At 65.4% G+C, this 22,068-nt stretch carries 23 protein-coding genes and 1 tRNA gene; 9 read left to right on the top strand and 15 right to left on the bottom strand.

What is annotated here, in order from left to right; all coding sequences use genetic code 11:
* The first annotated feature begins 124 nt into the window (after positions 1 to 124).
* Positions 125 to 655 (top strand): hypothetical protein, encoded by a 531-nt coding sequence (locus tag QP803_RS07735; RefSeq protein ID WP_284947202.1) that lies wholly within the window; start codon positions 125 to 127, stop codon positions 653 to 655.
* On the opposite strand, the gene QP803_RS07740 is transcribed toward QP803_RS07735, so the two are convergent.
* Both QP803_RS07740 and QP803_RS07745 read right to left on the bottom strand, forming a co-directional pair.
* Positions 612 to 1,646 (bottom strand): purine-nucleoside phosphorylase, encoded by a 1,035-nt coding sequence (locus QP803_RS07740; protein ID WP_284947203.1) that lies wholly within the window; start codon positions 1,644 to 1,646, stop codon positions 612 to 614. The two genes, QP803_RS07735 and QP803_RS07740, sit on opposite strands and share 44 nt — an antisense overlap.
* Positions 1,647 to 1,691: 45 nt before the next feature.
* Entirely contained in the window at positions 1,692 to 2,876 is a 1,185-nt protein-coding gene (locus QP803_RS07745; RefSeq protein WP_284947204.1) for an energy transducer TonB, read from the bottom strand.
* A gap of 158 nt (positions 2,877 to 3,034) precedes the next feature.
* Here QP803_RS07745 and QP803_RS07750 point away from each other — a divergent pair, with 158 nt between their 5' ends.
* Both QP803_RS07750 and eutC read left to right on the top strand, forming a co-directional pair.
* Positions 3,035 to 4,414, top strand: coding sequence for an ethanolamine ammonia-lyase subunit EutB (locus QP803_RS07750; RefSeq protein WP_284947205.1), 1,380 nt, complete (start codon positions 3,035 to 3,037; stop codon positions 4,412 to 4,414).
* Positions 4,411 to 5,196, top strand: coding sequence for an ethanolamine ammonia-lyase subunit EutC (eutC, locus tag QP803_RS07755; RefSeq protein ID WP_284947206.1), 786 nt, complete (start codon positions 4,411 to 4,413; stop codon positions 5,194 to 5,196). Before QP803_RS07750 ends, eutC begins: the two co-directional genes overlap by 4 nt.
* Before the next feature lie 40 nt (positions 5,197 to 5,236).
* Here eutC and QP803_RS07760 read toward each other — a convergent pair whose 3' ends face one another.
* Positions 5,237 to 5,401 (bottom strand): hypothetical protein, encoded by a 165-nt coding sequence (locus QP803_RS07760; RefSeq protein WP_284947207.1) that lies wholly within the window; start codon positions 5,399 to 5,401, stop codon positions 5,237 to 5,239.
* 120 nt (positions 5,402 to 5,521) lie between these two features.
* Positions 5,522 to 5,597 (bottom strand) — tRNA-Ala (locus QP803_RS07765).
* A 115-nt stretch (positions 5,598 to 5,712) separates the two neighbouring features.
* Between QP803_RS07765 and QP803_RS07770 the strand changes: the two genes are divergently transcribed.
* Positions 5,713 to 6,039 carry a YggT family protein gene (locus QP803_RS07770; RefSeq protein WP_284947208.1) on the top strand — a complete coding sequence of 109 codons (327 nt, stop codon included), beginning with the start codon at positions 5,713 to 5,715 and terminating at the stop codon, positions 6,037 to 6,039.
* 40 nt (positions 6,040 to 6,079) lie between these two features.
* On the opposite strand, the gene QP803_RS07775 is transcribed toward QP803_RS07770, so the two are convergent.
* Positions 6,080 to 7,465 carry an APC family permease gene (locus QP803_RS07775; RefSeq protein ID WP_284947209.1) on the bottom strand — a complete coding sequence of 462 codons (1,386 nt, stop codon included), beginning with the start codon at positions 7,463 to 7,465 and terminating at the stop codon, positions 6,080 to 6,082.
* Between the two features lie 139 nt (positions 7,466 to 7,604).
* Complete coding sequence (locus QP803_RS07780) at positions 7,605 to 8,411, bottom strand: TerB family tellurite resistance protein (RefSeq protein ID WP_284947210.1); 807 nt, start codon at positions 8,409 to 8,411, stop codon at positions 7,605 to 7,607.
* A gap of 187 nt (positions 8,412 to 8,598) precedes the next feature.
* Between QP803_RS07780 and QP803_RS07785 the strand changes: the two genes are divergently transcribed.
* Entirely contained in the window at positions 8,599 to 11,520 is a 2,922-nt protein-coding gene (locus QP803_RS07785; RefSeq protein WP_284947211.1) for an AsmA family protein, read from the top strand.
* Position 11,521: 1 nt separating this feature from the next.
* Here the strand turns inward: QP803_RS07785 and QP803_RS07790 are convergent, their stop codons facing one another.
* Positions 11,522 to 11,731 carry a ribbon-helix-helix domain-containing protein gene (locus QP803_RS07790; protein ID WP_284947212.1) on the bottom strand — a complete coding sequence of 70 codons (210 nt, stop codon included), beginning with the start codon at positions 11,729 to 11,731 and terminating at the stop codon, positions 11,522 to 11,524.
* Between the two features lie 215 nt (positions 11,732 to 11,946).
* Between QP803_RS07790 and QP803_RS07795 the strand changes: the two genes are divergently transcribed.
* Positions 11,947 to 12,168: a hypothetical protein gene (locus QP803_RS07795; RefSeq protein ID WP_284947213.1), complete on the top strand. Its 222-nt coding sequence runs from the start codon at positions 11,947 to 11,949 to the stop codon at positions 12,166 to 12,168.
* Positions 12,169 to 12,186: 18 nt separating this feature from the next.
* Here the strand turns inward: QP803_RS07795 and QP803_RS07800 are convergent, their stop codons facing one another.
* From QP803_RS07800 to QP803_RS07835, 8 genes are all read right to left on the bottom strand, one after another.
* Positions 12,187 to 12,840 (bottom strand): class I SAM-dependent methyltransferase, encoded by a 654-nt coding sequence (locus QP803_RS07800; RefSeq protein WP_284947214.1) that lies wholly within the window; start codon positions 12,838 to 12,840, stop codon positions 12,187 to 12,189.
* Between the two features lie 96 nt (positions 12,841 to 12,936).
* Positions 12,937 to 13,341, bottom strand: coding sequence for a Co2+/Mg2+ efflux protein ApaG (apaG, locus tag QP803_RS07805; RefSeq protein ID WP_284947215.1), 405 nt, complete (start codon positions 13,339 to 13,341; stop codon positions 12,937 to 12,939).
* A 43-nt stretch (positions 13,342 to 13,384) separates the two neighbouring features.
* Entirely contained in the window at positions 13,385 to 14,509 is a 1,125-nt protein-coding gene (locus tag QP803_RS07810) for an NAD(P)/FAD-dependent oxidoreductase (RefSeq protein ID WP_284947216.1), read from the bottom strand.
* A 13-nt stretch (positions 14,510 to 14,522) separates the two neighbouring features.
* Complete coding sequence (locus QP803_RS07815) at positions 14,523 to 15,725, bottom strand: NAD(P)/FAD-dependent oxidoreductase (RefSeq protein WP_284947217.1); 1,203 nt, start codon at positions 15,723 to 15,725, stop codon at positions 14,523 to 14,525.
* Positions 15,694 to 17,247, bottom strand: coding sequence for an FAD-dependent oxidoreductase (locus tag QP803_RS07820; RefSeq protein WP_284947218.1), 1,554 nt, complete (start codon positions 17,245 to 17,247; stop codon positions 15,694 to 15,696). The genes QP803_RS07815 and QP803_RS07820 overlap by 32 nt, the downstream gene beginning before the upstream one ends.
* Positions 17,247 to 18,509: a cystathionine gamma-synthase family protein gene (locus QP803_RS07825; protein WP_284947219.1), complete on the bottom strand. Its 1,263-nt coding sequence runs from the start codon at positions 18,507 to 18,509 to the stop codon at positions 17,247 to 17,249. Before QP803_RS07825 ends, QP803_RS07820 begins: the two co-directional genes overlap by 1 nt.
* Positions 18,509 to 19,546 (bottom strand): flavin reductase family protein, encoded by a 1,038-nt coding sequence (locus QP803_RS07830; protein WP_284947220.1) that lies wholly within the window; start codon positions 19,544 to 19,546, stop codon positions 18,509 to 18,511. Before QP803_RS07830 ends, QP803_RS07825 begins: the two co-directional genes overlap by 1 nt.
* Positions 19,547 to 19,554: 8 nt before the next feature.
* Positions 19,555 to 20,832, bottom strand: coding sequence for an aromatic ring-hydroxylating oxygenase subunit alpha (locus QP803_RS07835; RefSeq protein ID WP_284947221.1), 1,278 nt, complete (start codon positions 20,830 to 20,832; stop codon positions 19,555 to 19,557).
* A 322-nt stretch (positions 20,833 to 21,154) separates the two neighbouring features.
* On the opposite strand from QP803_RS07835, the gene QP803_RS07840 reads away from it, so the two are divergent.
* The 3 genes from QP803_RS07840 (at position 21,155) to QP803_RS07850 (ending at position 22,064) form a co-directional block, all read left to right on the top strand.
* Complete coding sequence (locus tag QP803_RS07840; RefSeq protein WP_284947222.1) at positions 21,155 to 21,358, top strand: cold-shock protein; 204 nt, start codon at positions 21,155 to 21,157, stop codon at positions 21,356 to 21,358.
* A 126-nt stretch (positions 21,359 to 21,484) separates the two neighbouring features.
* Positions 21,485 to 21,676, top strand: a complete 192-nt coding sequence (locus QP803_RS07845) for a hypothetical protein (RefSeq protein ID WP_284947223.1) — start codon at positions 21,485 to 21,487, stop codon at positions 21,674 to 21,676.
* A 19-nt stretch (positions 21,677 to 21,695) separates the two neighbouring features.
* A complete protein-coding gene (locus tag QP803_RS07850; RefSeq protein WP_284947224.1) occupies positions 21,696 to 22,064 on the top strand; it encodes a response regulator transcription factor in 369 nt (122 codons plus the stop codon).
* The last annotated feature ends 4 nt before the right edge of the window (positions 22,065 to 22,068 follow it).

Genomic DNA, 22,068 nt, shown 5'->3' on the forward strand with positions numbered 1-22,068 from the left:
ACGATGTTCTGGGTCCGCCACTCATCACGCTTCACTTCCTGAACGCCACTCTTGCTCCGCGCATCGCCTTCCCTTACATCTTCAATTGCGAATGAGTTGCAAATGCAAGTGAGGGAGCCTTTCGATGAACCAGGCCGAGGCACGCGATCGAGGACATCTACCGCCCGCTGAATCGGTGTTGCTGCTGGCAATCCGGGTAGAGGTGGAGGGGTTGCGTACGGGCGTTGATCGGCGATCCCATGTGCGCGCCATTCTGGACATGCTCGCCTGCCCGAACGCCGATCGTGCGCTGCTCGATTTCATCGGCAGCCTTGCCGCACCCGGTGCGGCGGCGAGGGCCCTGGCCATCAGCGGCGTCAGCAGTCCGGTGATCACGCCGGACGAGCGGCTATTGATCGACGTGATCGCCTTGCAGCAGCAGGGCCGATCGCTGGAATCGATGATCATGCTGCGCGCCATCTGGCTTGATGACGTGGCGGTGTTGAGCATTCAAGAGACCGCTGGCCGCCTTGCTGTGCTGTTGCGGCGAGCCGGCCAGCAGTTGCTGGCGCCTGAGGATCAGACGCGCCTGAGCGCCTGGTCGGGCGGCCATGGCCAGGACGAGATCGGGCTTATGGCGTCGGCACCGCAGTCTGCCACTCCGCCCAATTGGTGACGATGTCCTGCACCAAGGGATTGCCGGCGCGATACAGATTAGTGATCGCCGGCATGAAGCCGCCCTGGGCCTGATAGTTCAGAAGATTGGCCACGTCGCTGCCGCCGGGGGCAGGGCGGTCGAAATCGGACCCCGTGCGCAGAACCGCCACGCGCTGATCATCCGCCAGGCCGGCGGCGGTCGCCCGCTTCAGGACCTCATAGGTCGCGTTGTCTTCCTGCTGCGTGGTGCAATAGATGCCATGCCCATCCGTCAGCAGCTTGGTCCAGGCTTCCGCGCGTTCGCCCAGATGCGTGCCGGAGAACCAAGTGTCGCCGGCCAGCGTATCGCATTGGATGACGTGCGGCGGCTGGTTGGCGGGCGCGGGATAAGCGGCACGCGCCGTCTGCGCCTCGGGGCTGTCCGCGAGCGTCACATCCTTGGACAGGGCGAGGGCTTTGTCGAGCAGCGCCGCGTTCAGGGTGTAGACCTCGGTCCGGTAATCGAGCGGCGGCTTCTGGCTCGGGCTTTTGGTGTTGATGCCCAGATAGCCGGACGGCCAATCCTTCGGCGCCTCCCGCGCGTCGAGTTCCCATTGCAGACCCCAATCGACGACGTAGTGCGCCCAAGCGGCGGAGCCGAGCGTGCCTTCATGCGGATCGATGCCGGCGATGCCCGCGACCAGCCAATAGCTGTGGCGCAGGTCGAACTTTCCCGAGAATACGAGCGCCGCAATCGAGGCGGCGGCGTTGGTATGCCCCATGCCGGTCGTGATCAGGCAGACGCCGTCTGGCCCGCAATGCACGTCTGGATAGTCGGGCGAGAGTCCCGGCACCGCGATCGTTCGTTTCAGGTCACGGTGAGACAGCCAGACGCCGCCCTCCGGCCCGAACATGGACACGATCATGACCTTCACGGGTAGCGGTGTCGCAGTCTGGGCCGACGCCGAAGTCGCGCCGATCGCGGCGACCGCTGTGGCGGCAATCGCGCCGAGCCATTGTCGAACCGTCATCTCATAACCCTTCATTGTCGAGCCGATCTGCCTGCCGTGAGACCATCAATGTATCAGCACGAACTGCATCTTGAACTGAATGATCGCCTGATTGTCTTTCATGGAGGTCGGCAGCGGTGGCACCTTCGCGTTCCGAAAGATCCCAAGGAAGGCCTGGTTGAGGAGCGGATAGTGTGAGCCGTTCACGAGGGCGAAGCGACTGACGGTGCCGTCTCGTTCGACGGTGAACTGCACAAGGACATCGCCTTGCTGTCCGTTCTCCGCCGCGAAGGGCGGGTAGTAGGTATTGTCCTGCACCCACTTGTCTAACGTGGCGATCCAATCGGAGCCCACGTCGCCCTTGAGCACGGTTGTTGGATCGGCATCGACCTGTTCGGCCTGCCCCAGTGAGGTGTTCAACCCACGACCGGTGCCGCCGGACAGGCTGCCACCGCCATTGAAGGACATTCCGTTCATGACCGTGCCGCCCAGCGCGCTGCGCGACCGTGACGGATTGCGTTGGGCGGTGCGCGTCGGCTGCGGTGGCGCGGGCGGCAGCGGCAGTGGCGGCGGCGGTAGCATGGGCAAAGAGAAGGGCGGCAGGGTCGGCATCGGCACGTTCATCTGAGCCTGAGATGTATCTACGGACGGCGGCGGCGGTGGCGCGGGTGGCGCCGGCGCGGGGATCGGTGGCGCTGGTACCGGTGGCGCGGGCAAGGGCGGCGGCAATTTGACCACTGGCAATGGCGGCGCGGGCGGCATCGGCCGAGGTGGCAGAGGCGCCGGCTTGGGCGGCGGCGACGGCACAGGTTTCTCAACCGGCTTGGGCTGGGGCGGCTGAGGCGCGGGTTTAGGTGGGGGCGTCGGTTTGACGAATGGGATCGGCGGCGGCGGGGTCGGCTCAGGCCGCGGTGCAGCTTGCGCCACGCGGGGCGCCTCCGTCGCTTTCTCGCCCTTCGGAGCCGCCTGTCGGGCTTGCTGAGCGACGCCCTTCTTCACCGCTGGCGCTGTGGCCTTCTTCGCCCCACTCTCGAACACCACGTCGACACTTGGTGCTGCCGGCGCTTCCTGTGGCGGCGTGTCGGGGAACTGCACGATCAGGGCCACGATGATCAGCGCATGCAGCCCGAGGGACATGCCGCCTGCCCAGGCGAGCGCGTTGCGCGCGCGCTGCACGCGGCGGGAGGGCACAAGCGGAACGCGGCGGCCGTTGGTCGGCGTCAGGGTCGGCATCCGCCGCGGGCTCGTCATGCTCTGTGCCGCACGCCTTCAGAAATTCGGGTCGCCGAGGCGCCTCAAGCCGCTCGCATAGCATGGCGCGCTCAAAGCCCTAACCGTTCGTGCCGTTCATGCTTGCATCGGGACCGCCGTTCCACAAAACTCCGGGGCGTCGAATAGGGAGATCTCGCATGTTTGGCCATGCCGTCGGCGGAACGCGATACACCTTCCCAGATTTGCGCGCCCTCATGGCGCGGGCGACTCCGCACCGCTCGGGCGATGTCCTGGCGGGGGTCGCGGCGGGCAGCATGGCCGAGCGCGTGGCCGCCCAAATGGCCCTGGCGGACCTGCCGCTCCGCCATTTCCTGCAGGAAAGCGTGGTGCCCTATGAGCAGGATGAGGTTACGCGCCTGATCATAGACCGCCACGACCCGGTGGCCTTCGCGCCTGTTGCGGCGCTGACCGTCGGCGGATTGCGGGACTGGCTGCTGTCCGATGAGGCGGATGGCACCGCCCTCGCAGCACTCTCCGCCGGGCTGACGCCGGAAATGGTCGCGGCGGTCGCGAAAATCTGCCGCATCCAGGATCTCATCCTCATCGCCGCCAAGCGGCGGGTGACGACGCGCTTCCGTGACACCATCGGCCTGCCGGGGCGGCTCGCCTCGCGGTTGCAGCCCAATCACCCGACCGACGACCCCAAGGGCATCCTCGCCAGCATCGTGGACGGTCTGCTGCTGGGCTGCGGCGACGCCGTCATCGGCATCAACCCGGCGTCGGACAGTCCGCAGCGGGTGCATGACCTGCTGTCGATGCTCGACGATCTGCGCCAACGGCTGGAAGTGCCGACGCAAAGCTGCGTGCTGACGCATGTCACCACGGCCATCGGGCTGATGGAGGGCGGCACGCCCGTCGATCTCGTCTTCCAGTCGATTGGCGGGACGGAGGCGACCAATACCAGCTTCGGCTTCGGGCTCTCGACCTTGCGGGAGGCGCATGAAGCGGCCCTGTCCCTCAAGCGCGGCACCGTCGGCACGGATGTCATGTATTTTGAGACGGGGCAGGGCAGCGCGCTGTCCGCCGATGCGCATCATGGCTGCGACCAGCAGACCATCGAGGCGCGCGCCTATGCGGTCGCGCGGGAATTCTCGCCACTTCTGGTCAATACGGTCGTGGGCTTCATCGGGCCGGAATATCTCTATGACGGGAAGGAGATCATCCGCGCCGGCTTGGAGGATCATTTTTGCGCCAAGCTGCTCGGCGTGCCGATGGGCTGCGACGTCTGTTACACCAATCATGCCGAAGCGGATCAGGACGACATGGACGTGCTCATGACGTCGCTGGCGGCCGCTGGCCTCACCTTCATCATGGGCGTGCCGGGCGCGGACGATGTCATGCTCGGTTACCAGAGCACGAGCTTTCATGACGTGCTGGCCCTGCGACAGATGCTGGCCCTGAAGCCGGCACCGGAATTCGAGGCATGGTTGGCGCGCGTGGGCCTGACGGACCATGCCGGCCGCGTGCGGCCGCTCGACATGCCGGAACGGTTCCAAAGACTGCTGGCGGCGGCATGAGCGAGGTCGATCGCTTCGCCCATATTCGCGGTTTCACGGCGGCGCGAATCGGCCTCGGCCGCAGCGGACCGGGCATCGCGACGGCCGATCATCTCGCCTTCCGCGCCGCCCATGCGCTGGCGCGGGATGCGGTGAACACCAGCCTCGATCTCGACGCCATGGCCGCCGGGCTGGCGCCGCTCGGCCTGCCGGTGGTGGCGGTGGAAAGCCGCGCGCCGGACCAGGCCCGCTATCTCACGCGGCCGGATCTCGGCCGCCGCCTGAATGAGGTCTCGGTCGCTGCCCTGCAGGCCCAGGCGAAGGGCGAGGAGATTGTCGTTCTCGTCGCGGGCGGGCTTTCTGCTCTCGCGACGGCGAGCCATGCGGCGGATTTGCTCGGCCTGTTGGTGCCGGCCCTGCGGCGCGCCGGCCGCGGTATTGGGCCGATTTGCATCGCCCCGCGCGGTCGCGTCGCCTTGGGCGATGAGGTCGGCGCGCTGCTCGGTGCGCGGCTGGTTCTGGTGCTGATCGGGGAGCGCCCAGGATTGTCCTCGCCCGACAGCCTCGGCGCTTATCTCACGCTCGCGCCGCGCCTGGGGCTGACGGATGCGGATCGAAACTGCATCTCCAACATTCGGCCCGAAGGCATGGTGCTGGCCGAGGCCGCGCGGCGGATCGGTTGGCTGATCGACCAGGCGATGACGCGGGGCATCAGCGGCGTCACGCTCAAGGACGACAGCGACCGGGTGTTGGTGGCGAATACCGCACCGTCGTTGGTGTTGGGCGCGTCGGCTGGCGGATAGCGCTGCGCTCATCCACCCTACGAATCCCTCACAACACAGCTTACCGCGCTGAAAACCGCTTCACGGCATGGGCCGAACTCGGCTCGGGCAGGTATCGCAGCAGCAAGACCTGCCAATCTAAGCAGGGCGAGGCCGGCACCTCCACCATGTCCGGTTCGGCACCGCGGGCAACGCGCTCGTCTGGGCGGGGTTCAGGGTCCGTCATGGGGCGCAGCATGCCCCATCCCCCGTGACAGAGGTGTGGCGCAACTGTGTCGGAATGTTGAGAAACGAGACGAGACACCCGTCTCAAGCCGCTGATTTTGATGGGATGTAAACGGCGGGATGGTGGAGCTGAGGGGGATCGAACCCCTGACCTCGTCATTGCGAACGACGCGCTCTCCCAGCTGAGCTACAGCCCCATCCCGCCGGGCGCGGAACATCGTTTGATGGCCCTCCGCTGTCAAGCGTGCCCGTTGCGCCGGTCTCATGCGCCCGGTAGGGTCCGCCCCCCTGCAACAAAGGATTTCTCCCCTCATGGGTGCCGCGTCCCCGTTTATCGATGTGGTCTTCTGGCTCGTTCAAAAGGTGATCACCCTCTACATCTGGGCCATCATCCTCGCGGCCGTCTTCAGCACCTTGGCGTCCTTCGGCGTGCTCGACAGCCGCAACCGGCTGGTCTGGTCGGTGATGGACTTCCTGGAGCGAGTCACCGCCCCGGTGCTCAATCCGATTCGCCGGATCATTCCCTTCCTCGGGAATATCGACCTCAGCCCGCTGATCGCGATTCTGCTGCTCGGCGCGCTTCAGCGCCTGCTCGGCCAGCTCTATATGCGGATGGTGATGACCGGCAGCGCCTTCTGACCGAAACCCCTCCCCAGGTTCGGGGAGGGGCATAACGGGACTACTTGGCGCCGGTGACGATGCCTTCGAGGTCATGCTCGATGCTGAGGAAAATCTGCGGCGTCCGGGCCTTCAGGACCAGGAACCAGAGAACGCCGATCAGCATATAGGCCGCAAAGCCATAGGGCAGGTAGTTGTACGGCGCGGCGGGCACGGGATAGACGCTGCCGACCAGCGCCAGAGCCATGACGATGGCGCCGATAACGCCCATGACATTGACCATCGTCGTCGCCTCCCCGGTCTTGCGCAACAGCACCGGTGCCGCGATCGAGCACATCAGATAGACGATGATGAAGCCGAAGCTCGCGATCGTGCCGAACCAGCCCAGCAGATCCGTGTAGCCGTGTTTGTAGAAGACGGCGCAGACGACGAAATTCAGAATCACGCCGATTGTCGATGCGATATGCGGCGTCTGATGCTTGTCATGCACCTGGCCCATCGAGCGATGCACATAGCGGTAGCGCCCGAGGGAAAACAGGATGCGCGAGAAGGAGTTGATGGAGGCGAGGGCGCAGGCGAAGCAGCTCACCATGGCGCCGATATAGACCAGGATGGTGAGGCCCGCGCCGCCGCCGGGCACGATGGCGGCGAGGGGGCCGGCGCTGCCGCCAAGCTTGGTGGTGTCGTCGTTGAAGCCCTGCACGATGAGGTAGGTCGTCACGATGAAGACGATGCCGGCCAGGACCGGCGTCAGCATCACCGCCTGGGGAATGACCTTCTTGGGATTGCGCGTCTCTTTGCCGAGGGTCGCGGCACTCTCGAACCCGACATAGGAGAAGATGGCGAAGACGATGGACTGAGCGATGGCACCGAAGCCCGCACCCTGGATGTGGTTCTGCTTCGGATCGATCGCGAAGCCATGCGCCTGCCAGGAAAGGAAGCAGACCAGGGCGATGATGGCGACCGACACCACTTCCAGGCCGAGCCCGAGACGGGAAGAGAAGCGGATGTTGCGAATGGCAAAGACGTAAACCAGAGCAGAGATGACGAAATAAAGCACGTAAGTCGGCACGATGAGTTTGAAGCCGACAGCCGTGATCAGGGCCTGGATGAAGAGGGCGGTCGCGGCCGTCAGCGCCATGGCGGTGAAGACATAGGCGGCGAGCATGGCCCAGCCGGCGAGCATGCCGGCGGTCGGCCCGAGGCTGCGGGAGATATAGATGAAGAAAGAGCCTGCCGCCGAGATTTTGCTGGCGAGCTTGCCGATGCTGTAGCCGACGACGACCAGGGCAATCGTTGCAATAACATAGACCAGCCAGGACGCCGTGCCGGCGGTTGCCGCGACCACGGCGACGGCGATGGCGGGGGTGAGGGTTGGCGAGACATTCGCCACCGATTGGCCAAGAGCCTCGACGAAACTTAGACTATCCGATCGTAACTGCGGCATAGACATCCTCCGATATTTCTTGAGAAGAACTCATTTTTCCTCAAGCAAATACCGTGCCGCGTATTGCGACTGTCGTCATGGCACGCGAAGGCCGAGCATGACGAATAGAGCTTTCAAGTCAGGCGTAAATGATCGGCGCCTAAAGCCCGCGCTCGCGCTTGATGACGTCCCAGGCGGCGTTGACCCGCGCCGCACGATCCGTGGCCTTGGCGATGAATTCTGGCGGCACGCCGCGTGCCGCCAGACCATCGGGGTGGTTCTCGCGCATCAGCCGTTTGCGCGCCTCGCGCAGTTCCGTGTCCGTCGCCGCGCGCGTCAGGCCCAGTTCCTGATAGGGGTCGGTGCCGCCCTGCTGCGTGCGGGCGCGATCCTGCGCGCCGCCCATGGCCTGGTCCCAGGCAAAGCGGTCGAGCCGCAGCAGCCGGTGAACATTCTGAAGGTACAGGCTTTCCGCGCCATTCAGCGGCCCATCCGCACGGGCGATCACGAACAGCGCCCGCAGCACTTCTTCCAAGACGATGCGGCTGTCCGTCTCGAAAGCCAGGGCCAGTTCCTGGGCGAAAGGCTCGTAGCCGCCGGGGCTCCGGCGCGCCTCGTCGAACAACCGCCCGACGCTCGCCACGTTCTGCGGCGGCACATGGAAGGCGCGCTTGAAGGCATCGATCTCCAACCGATTCACAGGGCCATCGCATTTGGCGAGCTTGGCTGAGAGCGTAACGGCGGCGATAGCGAAAAGCTGCTCGCGCTGGCCCAGCATGGCCGCGAGACGCGCGGAGTTCAGCGGCGCGGAGGATTTGGCGCCTGGGAAAAAGCCCTGGATGCCGTTCTGGATTTGGGGAATGGCCCCGCTATCGGCGGCATGGCCAAGCGCCGCACCCACCACGGCGCCCATGGGACCGCCAACGGCGAATCCTGCAACGCCGCCAATGATCTTTCCCCAGAGCATGTTCGGGGTCTAACACGTGGCCGTCGGCGCGGCGATATCAACAAACCACTACAACTGCCTATCCGGGGCTGCCTGTGGCCAGTATGACGAGACAATTGGCGCATTTCGGGGCCGGATCGGCCAGGGCTATGCAAGGATCTGCCGGAATCTCCCAGAATTCCATAACGCTTTGGCGGTTTGCGCTGCGATGACGGTCCCGCGCTTCAGAAAGCGTCGGTCGTTCCGCCTGAAGCCGACCCCCATCATCCTGGGTGCGGTCGTCATTCTTGTCGTCGGCGTCTGGGTGGGGCCGCGCCTGTTCGACTGGAGCAATCATCGCGCCGCCATCGAAGCAGCCGCGAGCGGCTTCCTCGGCCGCAACGTCCTGATCAACGGCCCGATTCGCCTGACCCTGCTGCCGCATCCCTCGATCACGGCCGAGCGCGTCGATGTGCAGGATGGTGGGGATGGCGTGCGCATGGCCGCGCGGGGCCTCACCCTCAATCTGTCCCTCGGCGCCCTCCTCACCGGCCGCGTCGATGTCACGCATGTCACGCTGGAGCGCCCGGACATCCGGCTGCCATGGCCTTTGCCGAATGGTCCGCGCTCGATCGAACCGCCGCCCTGGCTGGCCTCCCTTTCGGCTGAAATCACCCGTGGTCGCCTGTTCCTGGGACCGTTGGATATCGAAGATGCCTCCCTGACCGTCGCGACCGGGGGCGCGGACGCGGCTCTGCAAATGGATGGCTCGGCGACGGTGGGCGGCAAGCCGTGGCAGGTCAGTCTGGCGCTCGCCTGGCCGCATATGGATGGCGGGGCGCCCATCAAGGCGACCATCCGCCGCGATGCGCAGCCGAGCAGCACCTTCGATTTCGCGGGGGAGATGAAGCAGAACGGGACGGTTGGTGGCACGCTCACCGCGCATGGCGAGGATCTATCCTTTCTCCTGCCCACGCCGCCGCTGCCCTTCGATGCCTCCGGCGCATTGGCGGCCGATAAGACCGGCGTACGTCTCGATGGACTCAATCTGGTCCTCGGCACCATGCCCGCCGATGGCAGCCTGACATTGACCTTGCCGACGACCAAACAGGGGGCGCCGATGGCCGGCGGTCTGGCGATCGGCCTCCATACGCCCATGCTCGATCTCGCACCGTGGTTGGCAGCCTTTCCGGCCGGCAGCGCCACGGCGCCACCGATGACCCTGGCGCTTGACGCCGACGCCGTTATTTTCGGCCAAGGCCTGATGCGCCGCGTTGGCCTGAAGATCGCCACATCCGCGACCGGCATCCATGTCGATAGTCTCCATGCCAGCCTGCCGGGTGAGGCCGATCTGGCTCTGGCCGGTGACTACGACTCGAAGGCCATGACCTTCACCGGACACATGGGCCTGCGCGCGCCATCCCCCGGCGTGACCCTGCATTGGCTGGTGGCGTCGAAGCTCGCCCCTGACGTGTCTTCGACGCTGTCGGGGCTCGGCAGCCTGGCGGCGTCCTCCAATATCGTCGCGAGTAGCGACCATCTGGCACTGACGAGCCTGACGGGCCGCATGAACGACACCACGGTCACCGGCGATCTCGTGCTCGGCCTCGGCGACCACCCGAGCATCGGCGCGGGCTTGGCGTTCGGTAAGATCGACCTGGGCAACTGGCTGCCGCCGGCCTGGCTGAGCAATCCGCCACGGCCGGATGTCCTGGTGCGTGCCTTGCAGGGCATCTCGGCCGACCTCCGGCTATCGGCGGCCGAGGTCTGGCTGGGGGATGAGGAAGTCGATCATGTCGTGGTCGATGCGGGGATCGCGAATGGCGGCGTCAACCTCCGTCGGTTCGCGGGGCAGGATCAGAACCTGCAAATTGTGGCGTCCGGGGCGATCGACCCGAAAGGTGTCGTGCGACAGGCGCGGCTGGCCGCTTGGGCACAGCCGGCGACACGGTTGATGGGCGTGCTGCCTGCCCGGCTGCGCGGAGACGCCCCGTTCTGGTCGCAGCCCTTCGCGGCCAGCGTCACAGCGCAAGGCCCGCCGGAAGCCCTGGCCCTGATGCTGAACGGCTCGCTGGGAGACACGACCTTCTCGGCCCAACCCATGCTCGATCTGCGGTCCATGCGGTGGCACGGGCCAGTGACGCTACGCCACCCCAATGCCACGCGACTGTTGCGCGAAATCGGCTTTCGCGACGCGACAGCCTGGCTGGGGGAGGGGTCGCTGTCGCTCGTCGGCAATGTCGCGTCCGACCCCACGGGCTGGCGGGTGTCGCCACTGACCTTCAGCATCGGCATGTTGCATGGCGCCGGCAGCCTCAGTCGCACCTTTTCCAGGACGCCGGATGATCGCGGCATCCGCGGCACGCTCGCGATCGATACTTTGCCATGGCCTGACCCCGATCCCGATGAGCCGATTCCGGTCGAGCTATTGCGCGGCTGGAACGCGACGCTCGACCTGACGGTCAATCAGGTTCTGGATGGCCTTGCCCCGGTCGCCTCTCACGTCGTGGCCGACGCCGGCATCGGCGATGGCGCGCTGACAGTGGCGCTGAAGAGCGCGACGGTTCTTGGCGGGATCGCCTCCGGTGACCTTCTGTTGGACGGCGCGAAACCGCCCAGGCTCACGGCATCGCTCGCCCTGAGTGGCGCGCATCTCGCACCGCCCGCGACCAACGATCCCACCGCACCGGACCCGGTCTGGGTAGACTGGCTTCCCTTCGGCCTCACGGCGGACCGGTTGGACGGTCAATTCGCCGTCACGGCGACGGGCTACAGCCTGGCGTCATGGCTTTCCAGCCTGGGCGGCACGGTCAGCGCCAAGGCCGCCCGCACGACACTCTCCGGCCTCGACCTCGCCGCCGCACCCAAGCCCGGTCTGTTCGGCGGTACGACCGCTTTCGCCGCCATGGCCGCGAGCGGGCGGCTGGCCCAGGGCAATCTGCGCCTCGACGGCGTGCAGTTCAGCGGCGACGCGGGCGGGGTGGAGGGCAGCGGCCAGGTCGATCTCGTGCGCGGCATCTGCAATCTGAACCTCGTCATCACGCCGCGACAAATGACGGAGCAGACCGGCGGCGAGGGGGTCACGGCCGTGGTGCAGGGGCCGATTCGCAATCCGTCCCATTGGATCGTGCACGGGCCTTCCGGCAGCTAAGTCATCCGCGTTGAGCCTCGGTAAGCGCCCGCACGCGGAGCGCCGAGGCCAATGGCCGATCGGGCGTGCGATCTGCATCGATCTGCGCGACCAGCATGGCGAGGGGCTCATTCCGCCGCGCGGCGGCGGTTTCCAACACGGTCCAGAACTCAGGTTCGAGGGCGATGCTGGTCCGATGGCCGGCGATGCTGAAGCTGCGTTTGATCAGCATGGCACGGCTGCGCGACGGGCCGTGACAGTGGCGTGAACATGCCCGCATGCGCCTGTCAGAGGGTCGGCGGCAGGTGTATTCAGCGGCGCATTGCCACGGGACATGGCTTCACGCGTAACGTGAAGATTGTGTTTCAGCACTATGATCACGCTAAGTTTTATACCTCTTCGGGGCCGCCTACTTTATCCGCCCCGTGACGCTGCCAGGAGACTATCGTGAGACAGTCATACATCATCGAAGTCGATGGCGTCTTTGTCGGGGCTGCGGCCTTTTATGGCGACGGATACCGCTTCGTCGGTGTCGATTCCCGCCTCAAAGGCCTCGATGGGCAGCATTTCGCGGAACTCGCCCAGGTGCGTGCCGCCGCCAATAGTACTTATCGCCGCGCGCCGGTCATGGCGCGTTTGATGGACAAAGCCACCAAGTTCCACGCCTAGAGTGATGGGCCGAGCCCATCAGAGGGGCTTGCGCGCGACCACCAGGAATTGACGGCCCATGAGGCGCCAGGCAAGCGGCACGCGCAGGTAAAGCGAGACCAGCGCCGGGTGCTTCGGCAAGGCGGACTTGGCAGTGTAGGGCAGGAACTTTGGAATGACGCGTTCCACCGTGTAGCCCGACATCCCCAGCCCCTCCTCCAGGGAGAGATGCGATAACGGCAGGTGGTGGTCGTAGAAATCCCAGTATCTGTCAGCAAGATAGCGGATATTCGGGCCCATGATGATGAAGCGCCCGCCCGGTCGGAGAATCCGCTTCACTTCGGCAAAGACGCGGTCGCATTCCGCCTTGTCAGCCAGATGCTCCAGGAAATTGGACGTAAACACGACATCGACGGAGGCGTCGTCGAGCGGAATCGAATCGGCCGGGGAGCGGATGAACTCGATACCGGGATTGAGATAGGATGGGGCATCGGGGTTCATGTCGATGCCGAATTTACGCTTGGCGTGGATCGCGTTGATGAACTCGCCGTATCCACAGGCCAGATCGAGCACGACCTTGTCCGGGCCTACAAGCTTTTGGAAGAACCCGGCGCATAGCGCCTGCCAAACGCGAATCTTGCCGGCCTGCTCCTCCTGAACGAAGCGGAGCCGATAGAGAGTCGCGAGATCCATGGATGCCTCGTGCCGTTAGGGGTGCTGGCCACAAAGGCGTTCAGTCGGCAGCGGCATTTAGGACCAAAATGCTGGCGCGGCAAGCACCTGGCACGGTTAATGCAGCCTGGCGTTCTGGTGCGGACTATCGAGGCTGAAGGTCGGGATTCCGACATCGAATGTCTCACCCGACGCGGGCAAGACCATGTGATAGTCGCCGACCATGAAACCGGTCGGCGTGTCGAGCGGCGTGCCGGACGTATATTCGAAGGACTCGCCCGGCTCCAGAGTCGGCTGCTCCCCGACCACGCCCTCACCATGCACATGCTGCACCCGGCCCTGGCCATTGGTGATGCGCCAGGTGCGCCGAAGCAATTGCACCGTCTGGTTCCCCTGGTTCTCGATCGTCACGCGATAGGCCCAGACGAACCGGCCCTCATCGGGTTGGGACTGGTCTTCCAGATAGAAAGACTTGACGCTGACGCGGACGCCGCGCGTGGTTTTGCTGTAGCCGTTGGACATGTCCACAGGCTACCGCGCGGGCCGGAGAGCCGCAATCCGAACCTTATGCGAGTTCGAGCGCGCGGCCCGCGGCAATCATCGTCACTTCATTCGCGCTCCGCTCGCCCGCAATCGCCTGGGCCGCCAATTCTCCCGTGACGGGTGCGAGCTTGAAGCCATGGCCGGAGCAGGCGCTGATTAACCAGCCCTTGGCGCCGATGGCGCGCTGAATGAAATGCTCATCGTCCGTGACCGTATAGAAGCAGGCCTTGCGTTCCAGGATCTGGTAGCGGTCGAAATCCTTTAACACCAGTTTCAGCACCCGCATGAGCCGCGTGACGTCGAGGTCGGTGGCCGTGCGGTCTTCATCCGCGTCGCCGCGACGGGTGAAGACATGGTCGCCGAACTTCAGGCGCGTGCCGCGCAGCGGCGGCAGGATGTAGCAGCTGGTGTCCTCGCCGATATCGGCCATTACCGGCGACTCGGCCCAGGCGCGGGCGACATTCGCGGGCGGCGCCAGGAACATGACCGCCTGGCGGGAGGGAAGGCCCTCGGGCCGCAGGCTCGGCACCAGACGATCGGCCCACGCGCCGGCCGAAACCACCACGCGGTCGCCCGTGAACACCGTGCCGTTGGCGGTGACGGTCCCCGCCTCAGGGTCGATATCGCTGACCTGATGGTAGCTGTGGAAGGTCACGCCCCGGCTGCCGAGATAGTTGATGAGATCGACGATGATGCGCGACGGAAACAGCATGCCCGCGCCATCCGTCTCGACGATGCGAGTGACGCCATCAAGGTTGAACATTGGGAAGCGCGCCGCTGCACGGGCGAGAGAGATATCCCGGTGGCCGATGTTCATCTTGATCAGCGCGGTCGAGGTGCCGTGATACCAGGGGTTGTCCCCGCGCATGAAATAGACGGCGCCGGTCGGGTCGTAATGGACGGCGCCGATATCCTTCCACATCTGGTCCCACAGCCGGAAAGCCTGCGGCATCAGCGCGGCATAGCCCTCGAACTCACCGTAGGCGTGGCGGGTGATGCGATGCTCGTCCCAGGATGATTGCTTGGGATTGGGGATCGGCCCCTGCTCGAACATCTCAATCTCGAAGCCGCGCCGCAGCAGGCTCCAGGCGGTGGCAAGACCCGCGATGCCGCAGCCGACGATGAGGACTTTTCCAGTGGCGGTCATAGCAATCTCTTTCTCAGGCGGTCTGCAAGGAGGACGGAACCCAGCCCTGTCGAGCCCGCCAATCGCGCGGCAGATTGGCGAAGCGGTCGAGGCCCAGCTTGTCGATATCGACGAAGCTGCAGCGCCCGTCCATGACCAGGTCGCGGATGGCGTGGCCGGTGGCCGGCGACAGACCGAAGCCCACGCTGCTCATGGTCGTCACGGTCAGGTTGTCCGGCTCACTCAGGCGTTCGATGATCGGGCGGCCGTCGGGCGTATTCTCGATAATGCCAGCCCAGCTGCGAATAACGCGCACATGCGCGGCCTTGGGGAACATCTCCACCAGCCGCTTGGACAGGTTCTGCAAAAGCTGCGTCGAGGGGCGGGCCGTGCTGCCGCCGATGGCTGGCGTCTCCTCCAGCCATTCATGCGGCCCGCCGCCATAAGCGAGGTTGCCGCGCAGCGTCTGCCGGCCATAGAGGCCGTTGCCGTCCACGCCGCCGATCTTCATCAGTGGCAGCGGTTCGGTGACGATCATCTCGGCTCGCGCCGGGGCCATTGGCATATGAATGCCGATCGTCTCCAGCAGCGCCGCCGTCTGCGGGCCTGCCGCCAGCACAAGCTGGTCGCACTCGAAACGCCCGCGATCGGTTTCCACCGCTTTGACGCGGCCACCCTGCATGACGAGGGCGGAGACGGCGGTGTGTTGCAGAATGCGGGCGCCATGATCCTGCGCCGCCCAGGCATAGGCCTGCACGGTGCGCTGCGGATTGGCCTGGCCACCGAAATGGTAATGGACCGCGCCGACCACGTTATCGCCGGCGAAGGGCACCAACTCCCGCGTCTGCTGGGCATCCAGCACGTCGTAGTGAAAGCCCATTGCGGCGCAGATATCGCCATGATCGCGATACTGGGCGAGCTGCGCCTCGGTCAGCGCGACGATGACACGCTCGGGGCGATGCTCGGTTGGATAGCCGAGCAGTTCGTCCATCTGCGGCCAAAGCCGCTGCTCTTCCTGGAACAAGGGGCTTTGGTAATGGGTGCAGCCGCCGCCATTGCGACCCGAAGCCTCCCACCCGACGATGCCCTTTTCGATGACGAGCACATCCACGCCTTCACGCGCCAGCCACCAGGCCGCACTGAGGCCGGTGACGCCGCCGCCGATGATGATGACCGAAGCCGATTTCTTATCCATCATCGCACCCTTAAAAATGCGCCACGCGGCCGGCGCGCTCAATCTCGCGCTCCGTGCCGATATCGCCGTAAGGCACCCATTGGGTGCGGATGCCGAACCAGACGTTCCAGCCTTCCGCCATCTCGGGCGTTTCCTCGAAAGCGGCGAGCACCGCCAGCGGCAGCGGGCGCACCGGCGCGCGGTAGCCAGCGAGCGCCACGGAGGACAGCGGAACGTCCGAGCCTATGGCCAGCATCATGGCCACCTGCTCCCGGCAGCGCCGCGCCTGGCACGGCCCCATGCAGGCGCGGGTGAGGCGCTTGATCTGGTCCTGGCTGACCGGCCCGTCCTGGGCGAGCGTTCCGATGTCGCGTTCGGCAATCGGCGCTTCGAGGTATCGCGGCGGCTGCACGGTGAGCAGATCGCCACGAGTCACGTCCTCGCAACTACAGGCGACGACATCAAGGCCGCCGGTCGCCATCAGCGCGCGCATCCACTCCATCCGATAGGCGTCGGTATCGGTGGGCAGCGCAGGCGTGGCGGTGAGGGGCGCGACATCGGGAATGTCATGACCGAGCGAACGCAATGCGGCATGGGCGGCAGCGCGGCCGGAGGTTGCGGCATCCTGGCCGGCGCCGGTGCAATCGCCCGCGAAGAACACGCCACGCGGCGCCGAGTCGATGGCGGGCACATAAGCGCCGGCCTCGCTGCGGCGAATCTTCGCGCCGGCGACATCGGCGAGTTCCACCACCGGTACTGTGCCGATGGCCAGCACGATGGTGTCGCAGGCGACGGTCTGCACGGCGCCACCATCGACGGACGCGAGGACGGCACCGCTGACGCCGTCCGTGCCGGTCGCGCTCAGGATGGTATGGCCGGTGACGATCCTGACGCCTTTCGCGATGAGGTCGCTGACATCCGCCTGCGGCGCGTCCCGCACCTCGACCAAAGCCGCGACCTCCAGCCCGGCGGCGAGGGCGCGATGGGCGGTGCTCACGGCGAGATCGCCGCTGCCGAGAATGACGAGGCGGTGGCCGTTGAAGGCCTCATAGCGCGTCAGCAGTGAGGTGAAGCCCAGCGCGCCGATCACGCCCGGCGTCTCAAAGCCCGCGAAGCTATACACAAGGTCCCGTGCGCCGGAGGCGATGATCAGCCGCTGAAACCCACACAACCAGGAGCGCGTTTCATCCGCGAGGCCGACGACCGGGCCGGGCAGGGAGCGCAGATTGGGACCCGAGACGAAGGCGCCCCAGGCATAGGTGCCGAGCTTCACATCGACGCCGAGTTCAAAAGCCTCTTCCAGACCTGGATTGGTGCTGAGAATCTGCTCCAGCATGCGGCCCTGATTCTGCACGGCGGCGGTCCAGCGATTACCGAACAGCAAGGGCACATCCATGCCGATCAGCCCGGCGCCGAGGGGATTCTCATCGACCAGCGTCACGCGCACACCGGTGCGCGCGGCTTCGAGGGCGGCGGCGAGGCCCGCTTCACCGGCCCCGATAACGAGCAACTCGGTCTGCTCGGTGGCGAGCGTGTGTTTCTCGCCGATGGCGTGAAAGTCGGTGGTCGAGACTTCGTCTTCCATCAAACGGCCTCCAGAGCCTGGGCGAGATCGGCGATCAGATCGCCGCTATTCTCGATGCCGACGGACACCCGCATCGTCGCCGGGCCGATATGGACCTCGGCGCGCGCGGCTTCGGGCACCGCGTAATGCGTTGTCGTCGCGGGGTGGCAGATCAGCGTTTCGGTGCCGCCGAGGCTGACGGCGAAGCGCAGCAGCTTAAGTCGGTCGAGGAAGCGGAAGGCCTCCGCCTCACCGCCGATGACATCGAAGGAAAAGGTCGAGCCGGGGCCGCCGCATTGGCGGTCATAGACGGCGCGCGCCGGCGTGCCCTCGGGCAGGAATCCGAGATAGGTGATGCGCGACACTTTCGGGTGGTCGCGCAGATAGGCGGCGATGACCTGTGCGTTCTGCCCGGCGCGTTCGGTGCGCAGCGACATGGTTTCGACCGAACGCAGCAGCATCCAGCAACTATGCGGATCGGCATGACAGCCGAACAGCGTGCGAAGTTTCTTCAGGCGACCGACCATAGCCGCCGAACCACTGACGCTGCCGCCCAGAAAGTCGCTGTGCCCACCTGCATATTTCGTCAGCGAGGTAATGCAAAGATCAGCGCCATGTTCCAGCGGCGATTGCAGGAAGGGGCCGAGGAAGGTGTTGTCGACCGAAATGATCGGGCGACGCCTCTGGGTGAGCGCGATGCGATCGGCGAGGCGGCTGATCATCGCAATATCGGCGATGGCGCAGGTCGGGTTGGCGGGGCTTTCCACCATGATCAGGGCCAGCGGACCGCGCGCCATGGCGGCGTTTGCGACCTCCGTCATATGGGCTTCGTCCACGCCATCCGTGAAGCCGAAGGGCGTCACGCCCAGCTCGTTCATATGGGTATGCAGCAGCATATCCGTGCCGCCATAGATGGGGCGGCTGTGCATGACGCTGTCGCCCGGCCGCAGCAGGGACATGGCGAGGGTCGAGACCGCGGCCATGCCGCTGGAAAATAGGGCGCTGTCCTCGGCGCGGTCCAGCGCCGCGATGCGCGTCTGCGCCATCACCAGGTTCGGGTGATCGAGGCGGGCATAGATGAAGCCGTTCTTGCCGCCGCGCTCAGGCACATCGCCATCGAAGAAGGCCTCATGCACGGCCTTTGCCTGGGCCGCGGAGGCATAGACGAAGGTCGAGGTCATGTAGATCGGCGGCTTGGCCGATCCGCCATGCTCCGCAGGGTCGTACCCCGCGCCTACGGCGAGGGTTTCCAGCGCGAGAGTGCGGCCTTCTTGGGAAGCCATCAGATCATTTCCAGAACAAGGGGGGAGCGGGCGTAGCTGCAACAGGCGAGGATTTCACCGGCCTCGACTTCATCATCCTCGATGCCGCCCATATGGTTCATCTCGATCTCGCCTGAGAGTTTGCGAACACGACAGGTGCCGCAGATGCCTTCGCCGCAGGCATAGGAGATGGCGATGCCGAGCCGCCCAGCGACGGCGAGCAAGGTTTCGTCCGGCCGCGCCGCGGTCGTCTTGCCGCTCGGCTGGAATGTGACGGAAAAACCCTCTTCCGAGGCGGAGACGGGCTTCGGTTCGGCAACCAGTTCCGGGATCGGGATGGCGACGAAGGCTTCCTTCCGGAAAGCCTGCGCGGGTCCACCGGCTTTGGCATGGGCGTCCTCGACCGCCGCCATGAAACCGCTCGGGCCGCAGCAAAATACCTCCCGCGTTGCGAGGTCGGGCGCCATGGCTGCGAAGGCGGCGGCATCGGGCCGCGATCCGGCGACCGTGGTCAGCCAATCGGTCTTCCAGGTTCCAAGCGCCGCCGCGATGCCGTCGATCTCGTCACGAAACAGCCAATCCTCGGCCTGACGGGCGAGATGGACGTAGTGAACGGGCGTTTTGCAATCGATATCGCGCAGCCAGCGGGCAATGGCGGCCATGGGCGTCGCGCCACTGCCCGCGGAGACGAGCAGCAACGGCGTCTCAGGCGGGGCCATCAGGCAGAAGGGACCGGCCGGCGGCTTGGCGCGCAGCGTCATGCCCGGTTGCAGACTATCATGCAGCCAGGCCGTGCCGCCGCGTTCGCTACCTTCCGCCTGGCGCTTGATCGTGAGATCGATCGCACCCTCCTGCAACGGGGAGGAGGCGATGGTGAAGCAGCGCCAGGTGGGACCCGCCGCGAGAGGCAGTTCCACCGTCACGAACTGACCGGCATGAAAGATGACGCGCGCGCCCGAGGCCGGCGCCAGCCGGAAGGTCTTCACCCCCGGCGCTTGCACCGACACGCTGACACAGCGCAGCGGGTCATCCCCGCCGCGCCACACGCTGTCACTCATTGCGAAGATCAAGCAGCGAAGGCGCTGGCGGCGACCGCGGCTTTGCCGTCGCGTTCATCGAGGTATTCCCGTGCCGTGTTGCAGTAATAGTTGGTGAAGCGGGCAACGAGGGATTCAGCGACTTGCGAGTAAGGGCCAGGCAGGTAGCCCGGCGAGTTCACGCCGCGCTGGTTCAGCTCACAGAGGTCGCGATCCTGCATATTGGTGGTGTTCCAAAGCTCGATCAGCCGCTCCAGATCGTAATCCACACCCTCGACCGCATCCTTGTGGACCAGCCACTTGCCGATCACCATCGTCTCATGCGCGCTGATCGGCACGCAACTGAACATGAAGGTGAAGTCGCCGGTCGAATGGCAGAAGCTATGCGGCTCGATCGCCCAACGCAGGCTGCCGATGTCGCCTTCACCGGCTTGCACCATCAGCTTGGACACGCCGCGCGTGCCATCCATGGTCATGGAGACCGCACCTTCATTCAGCGGAAAGCGAGCGGCCTGCCACCAGGCGGCTTCCTGCGGAATGCCGGGCAGGCCCAATTCCGTCATCCGGCGCTCGAAATTCGCCTCGTGATCGCTCACCGTCTCGAAATTGCCCTTGGCATAGATCGGGAAGGTGACGGCGAGTTCGGGGTGGCGGCCGGCGCAGTGATAGCATTCGCGCCCGTTCTCCATCACCAGCTTCCAGTTCGCCTTTTCCATGAGCGTATTCTGGAACGCGATCTTGGCGTTCTTCAGGTCATGCGGCTCCAGCATCGGCCCCACCGCAGCGCGGTAGGGTTCGAAGTCGGGCGCCGTGTCGGCCAGGCAGACATAGACCGTGCCGGCGACCGTCTCGACATGAACCGGGCGGAGGGAATGCGCGGCGGGGTCGAAGTCATCGCCCATCCGGCCGGCGAAGATCAGCTTACCGGACAGGTCGTAGGTCCATTGATGATAGGGGCAGACCAGTCTGGCGGATTTTCCCGACCCCTCGGGGCACAGCTCGGCGCCGCGATGGCGGCAGGTATTGTGGAAGCCGCGCAGGACGCCCGTGCGGTCACGGATGACGATGATCGGCGCGCCGCCGACGTTGAGGGACTGGTAACTACCGGTCGCTGGAAACTCGATCTCGAAGCCGATCAGGATCCAGGCGCGGCGGAAGATCGCGACCTGATCGAAGGCGAAGGCTTCCTCATCCTGATAGAGCGACTGGGGCAGGGAGTGGCCCGGCAGACGCGCGTCGAGCGCGGCCCGAATGCGGGCATAGGATCCAGCCTCGCGTCGGGGCTCGGGCTGGGCGTAATCCGGCATGCGGGCGGTCTCCAGGTCTCGGCTTGAAGCAGGGTGGCGAGGGTCTTCACGGTTCTGGGATTGGAGATGACCGCATCGGGTGCCTGACATGCAAATCGCATTTGCTCATGAGGCCATCGAATTTCGGAAGTCGGCTGTGTGCAGGGCAAAAACGCCTAATTTCGCCTAGCAATCCTTGGGAGAAACGTTCATACGGTCCCCTCGGCGCTTTTCATCCTGGGCTTACGTGTTTCGGCATCGGTTTTCCGTTCCGGCGCCTCCCCCCAATGCAAAAGTAGTTTGGCCCGCATGTTGCGGGTTGCCGGGTGCGAGGAGAGACCCGATGTCGGTCGGCACGGTTAAGTGGTTCAATGCCACCAAAGGCTACGGTTTCATTCAGCCGGAAGACGGCACTGCGGATGTGTTCGTTCACATTTCAGCAGTCGAGCGCGCAGGCCTCGGTGGCCTGAACGAAGGCCAGAAGGTGACGTTCGATCTCGAGCGTGGCCAGAAGGGCAAGATGGCCGCAGTCAATCTTAAAGTCTGAGATCGATCTGAAGCCCCGGGGTCCGCAGAGCGGGCTTCGGGGTCTCCGGTTGCCTGACCCAGTTGCCGCCCAACCCCTGGAGCGAGGCGCGCAGCGCGGGATGCCTTTAGAAGGGGGAATAACACCTTGGCGATGAAACCGAACTACAATCAGCAGCGTGCCGAGCGCGATCGTGCGAAGCGGCTGAAGAAAGAAGACAAGGCCCGCGAGCAGGCCGATGCGCGCGAGCGTCGCCGTACCGCCGAAGCCGCCGGCATTACGGAGCCGCAGCCCGAGCCAGCGCCGGTCGCTGTTCCGAGCGACGAGCCGCAATCCTAATTAGAGCTAGGCCTCGATCATGTGCATTTTGCTGGTCGAGGACGAGCCTCTCATCCGCTCGATCATGGCGGATGAATTCCTCGATGCAGGCTTTCGCGTGATCGAGGCGCAGGATGGTGACGAGGCCCTCGCGATCCTCGCTGATCCGCCGACCCGCCTGACCCTTCTCGTGACCGACATCAATATGCCGGGCGAAGCCGACGGCATGGCCGTCGCCGCGCGCCTGCGCCGCGATTGCGTGAGCGTGCCGATCATCTTCACCACGGGCCACCCCGAATCGCTGGATCGCCTACGCGCGATGGGCGGGGCCGAGCACATCATTCCCAAGCCCTATTCGCCGGCGAAGCTCGTGGCCCTCGCGCGGCAATTGACCGGCCACGCGGCTTAGGTTT

Origin of the sequence: Acidisoma sp. PAMC 29798, assembly GCF_030252425.1 — a bacterium.
Classification (GTDB): Bacteria; Pseudomonadota; Alphaproteobacteria; order Acetobacterales; family Acetobacteraceae; genus Acidisoma; species Acidisoma cladoniae.

Coding starts and splice junctions, on each gene's coding strand:
- QP803_RS07780 (WP_284947210.1), bottom strand. CDS start 8,411: ATGCTCTGGGGAAAGATCATTGGCGGCGTTGCAGGATTCGCCGTTGGC.
- QP803_RS07735 (WP_284947202.1), top strand. CDS start 125: ATGAACCAGGCCGAGGCACGCGATCGAGGACATCTACCGCCCGCTGAA.
- QP803_RS07790 (WP_284947212.1), bottom strand. CDS start 11,731: ATGCTGATCAAACGCAGCTTCAGCATCGCCGGCCATCGGACCAGCATC.
- QP803_RS07745 (WP_284947204.1), bottom strand. CDS start 2,876: ATGACGAGCCCGCGGCGGATGCCGACCCTGACGCCGACCAACGGCCGC.
- QP803_RS07740 (WP_284947203.1), bottom strand. CDS start 1,646: ATGACGGTTCGACAATGGCTCGGCGCGATTGCCGCCACAGCGGTCGCC.
- QP803_RS07820 (WP_284947218.1), bottom strand. CDS start 17,247: ATGGAAGACGAAGTCTCGACCACCGACTTTCACGCCATCGGCGAGAAA.
- QP803_RS07825 (WP_284947219.1), bottom strand. CDS start 18,509: ATGGCTTCCCAAGAAGGCCGCACTCTCGCGCTGGAAACCCTCGCCGTA.
- QP803_RS07800 (WP_284947214.1), bottom strand. CDS start 12,840: ATGGATCTCGCGACTCTCTATCGGCTCCGCTTCGTTCAGGAGGAGCAG.
- apaG (WP_284947215.1), bottom strand. CDS start 13,341: ATGTCCAACGGCTACAGCAAAACCACGCGCGGCGTCCGCGTCAGCGTC.
- eutC (WP_284947206.1), top strand. CDS start 4,411: ATGAGCGAGGTCGATCGCTTCGCCCATATTCGCGGTTTCACGGCGGCG.
- QP803_RS07760 (WP_284947207.1), bottom strand. CDS start 5,401: ATGACGGACCCTGAACCCCGCCCAGACGAGCGCGTTGCCCGCGGTGCC.
- QP803_RS07835 (WP_284947221.1), bottom strand. CDS start 20,832: ATGCCGGATTACGCCCAGCCCGAGCCCCGACGCGAGGCTGGATCCTAT.
- QP803_RS07840 (WP_284947222.1), top strand. CDS start 21,155: ATGTCGGTCGGCACGGTTAAGTGGTTCAATGCCACCAAAGGCTACGGT.
- QP803_RS07810 (WP_284947216.1), bottom strand. CDS start 14,509: ATGACCGCCACTGGAAAAGTCCTCATCGTCGGCTGCGGCATCGCGGGT.
- QP803_RS07775 (WP_284947209.1), bottom strand. CDS start 7,465: ATGCCGCAGTTACGATCGGATAGTCTAAGTTTCGTCGAGGCTCTTGGC.
- QP803_RS07770 (WP_284947208.1), top strand. CDS start 5,713: ATGGGTGCCGCGTCCCCGTTTATCGATGTGGTCTTCTGGCTCGTTCAA.
- QP803_RS07850 (WP_284947224.1), top strand. CDS start 21,696: ATGTGCATTTTGCTGGTCGAGGACGAGCCTCTCATCCGCTCGATCATG.
- QP803_RS07830 (WP_284947220.1), bottom strand. CDS start 19,546: ATGAGTGACAGCGTGTGGCGCGGCGGGGATGACCCGCTGCGCTGTGTC.
- QP803_RS07750 (WP_284947205.1), top strand. CDS start 3,035: ATGTTTGGCCATGCCGTCGGCGGAACGCGATACACCTTCCCAGATTTG.
- QP803_RS07785 (WP_284947211.1), top strand. CDS start 8,599: ATGACGGTCCCGCGCTTCAGAAAGCGTCGGTCGTTCCGCCTGAAGCCG.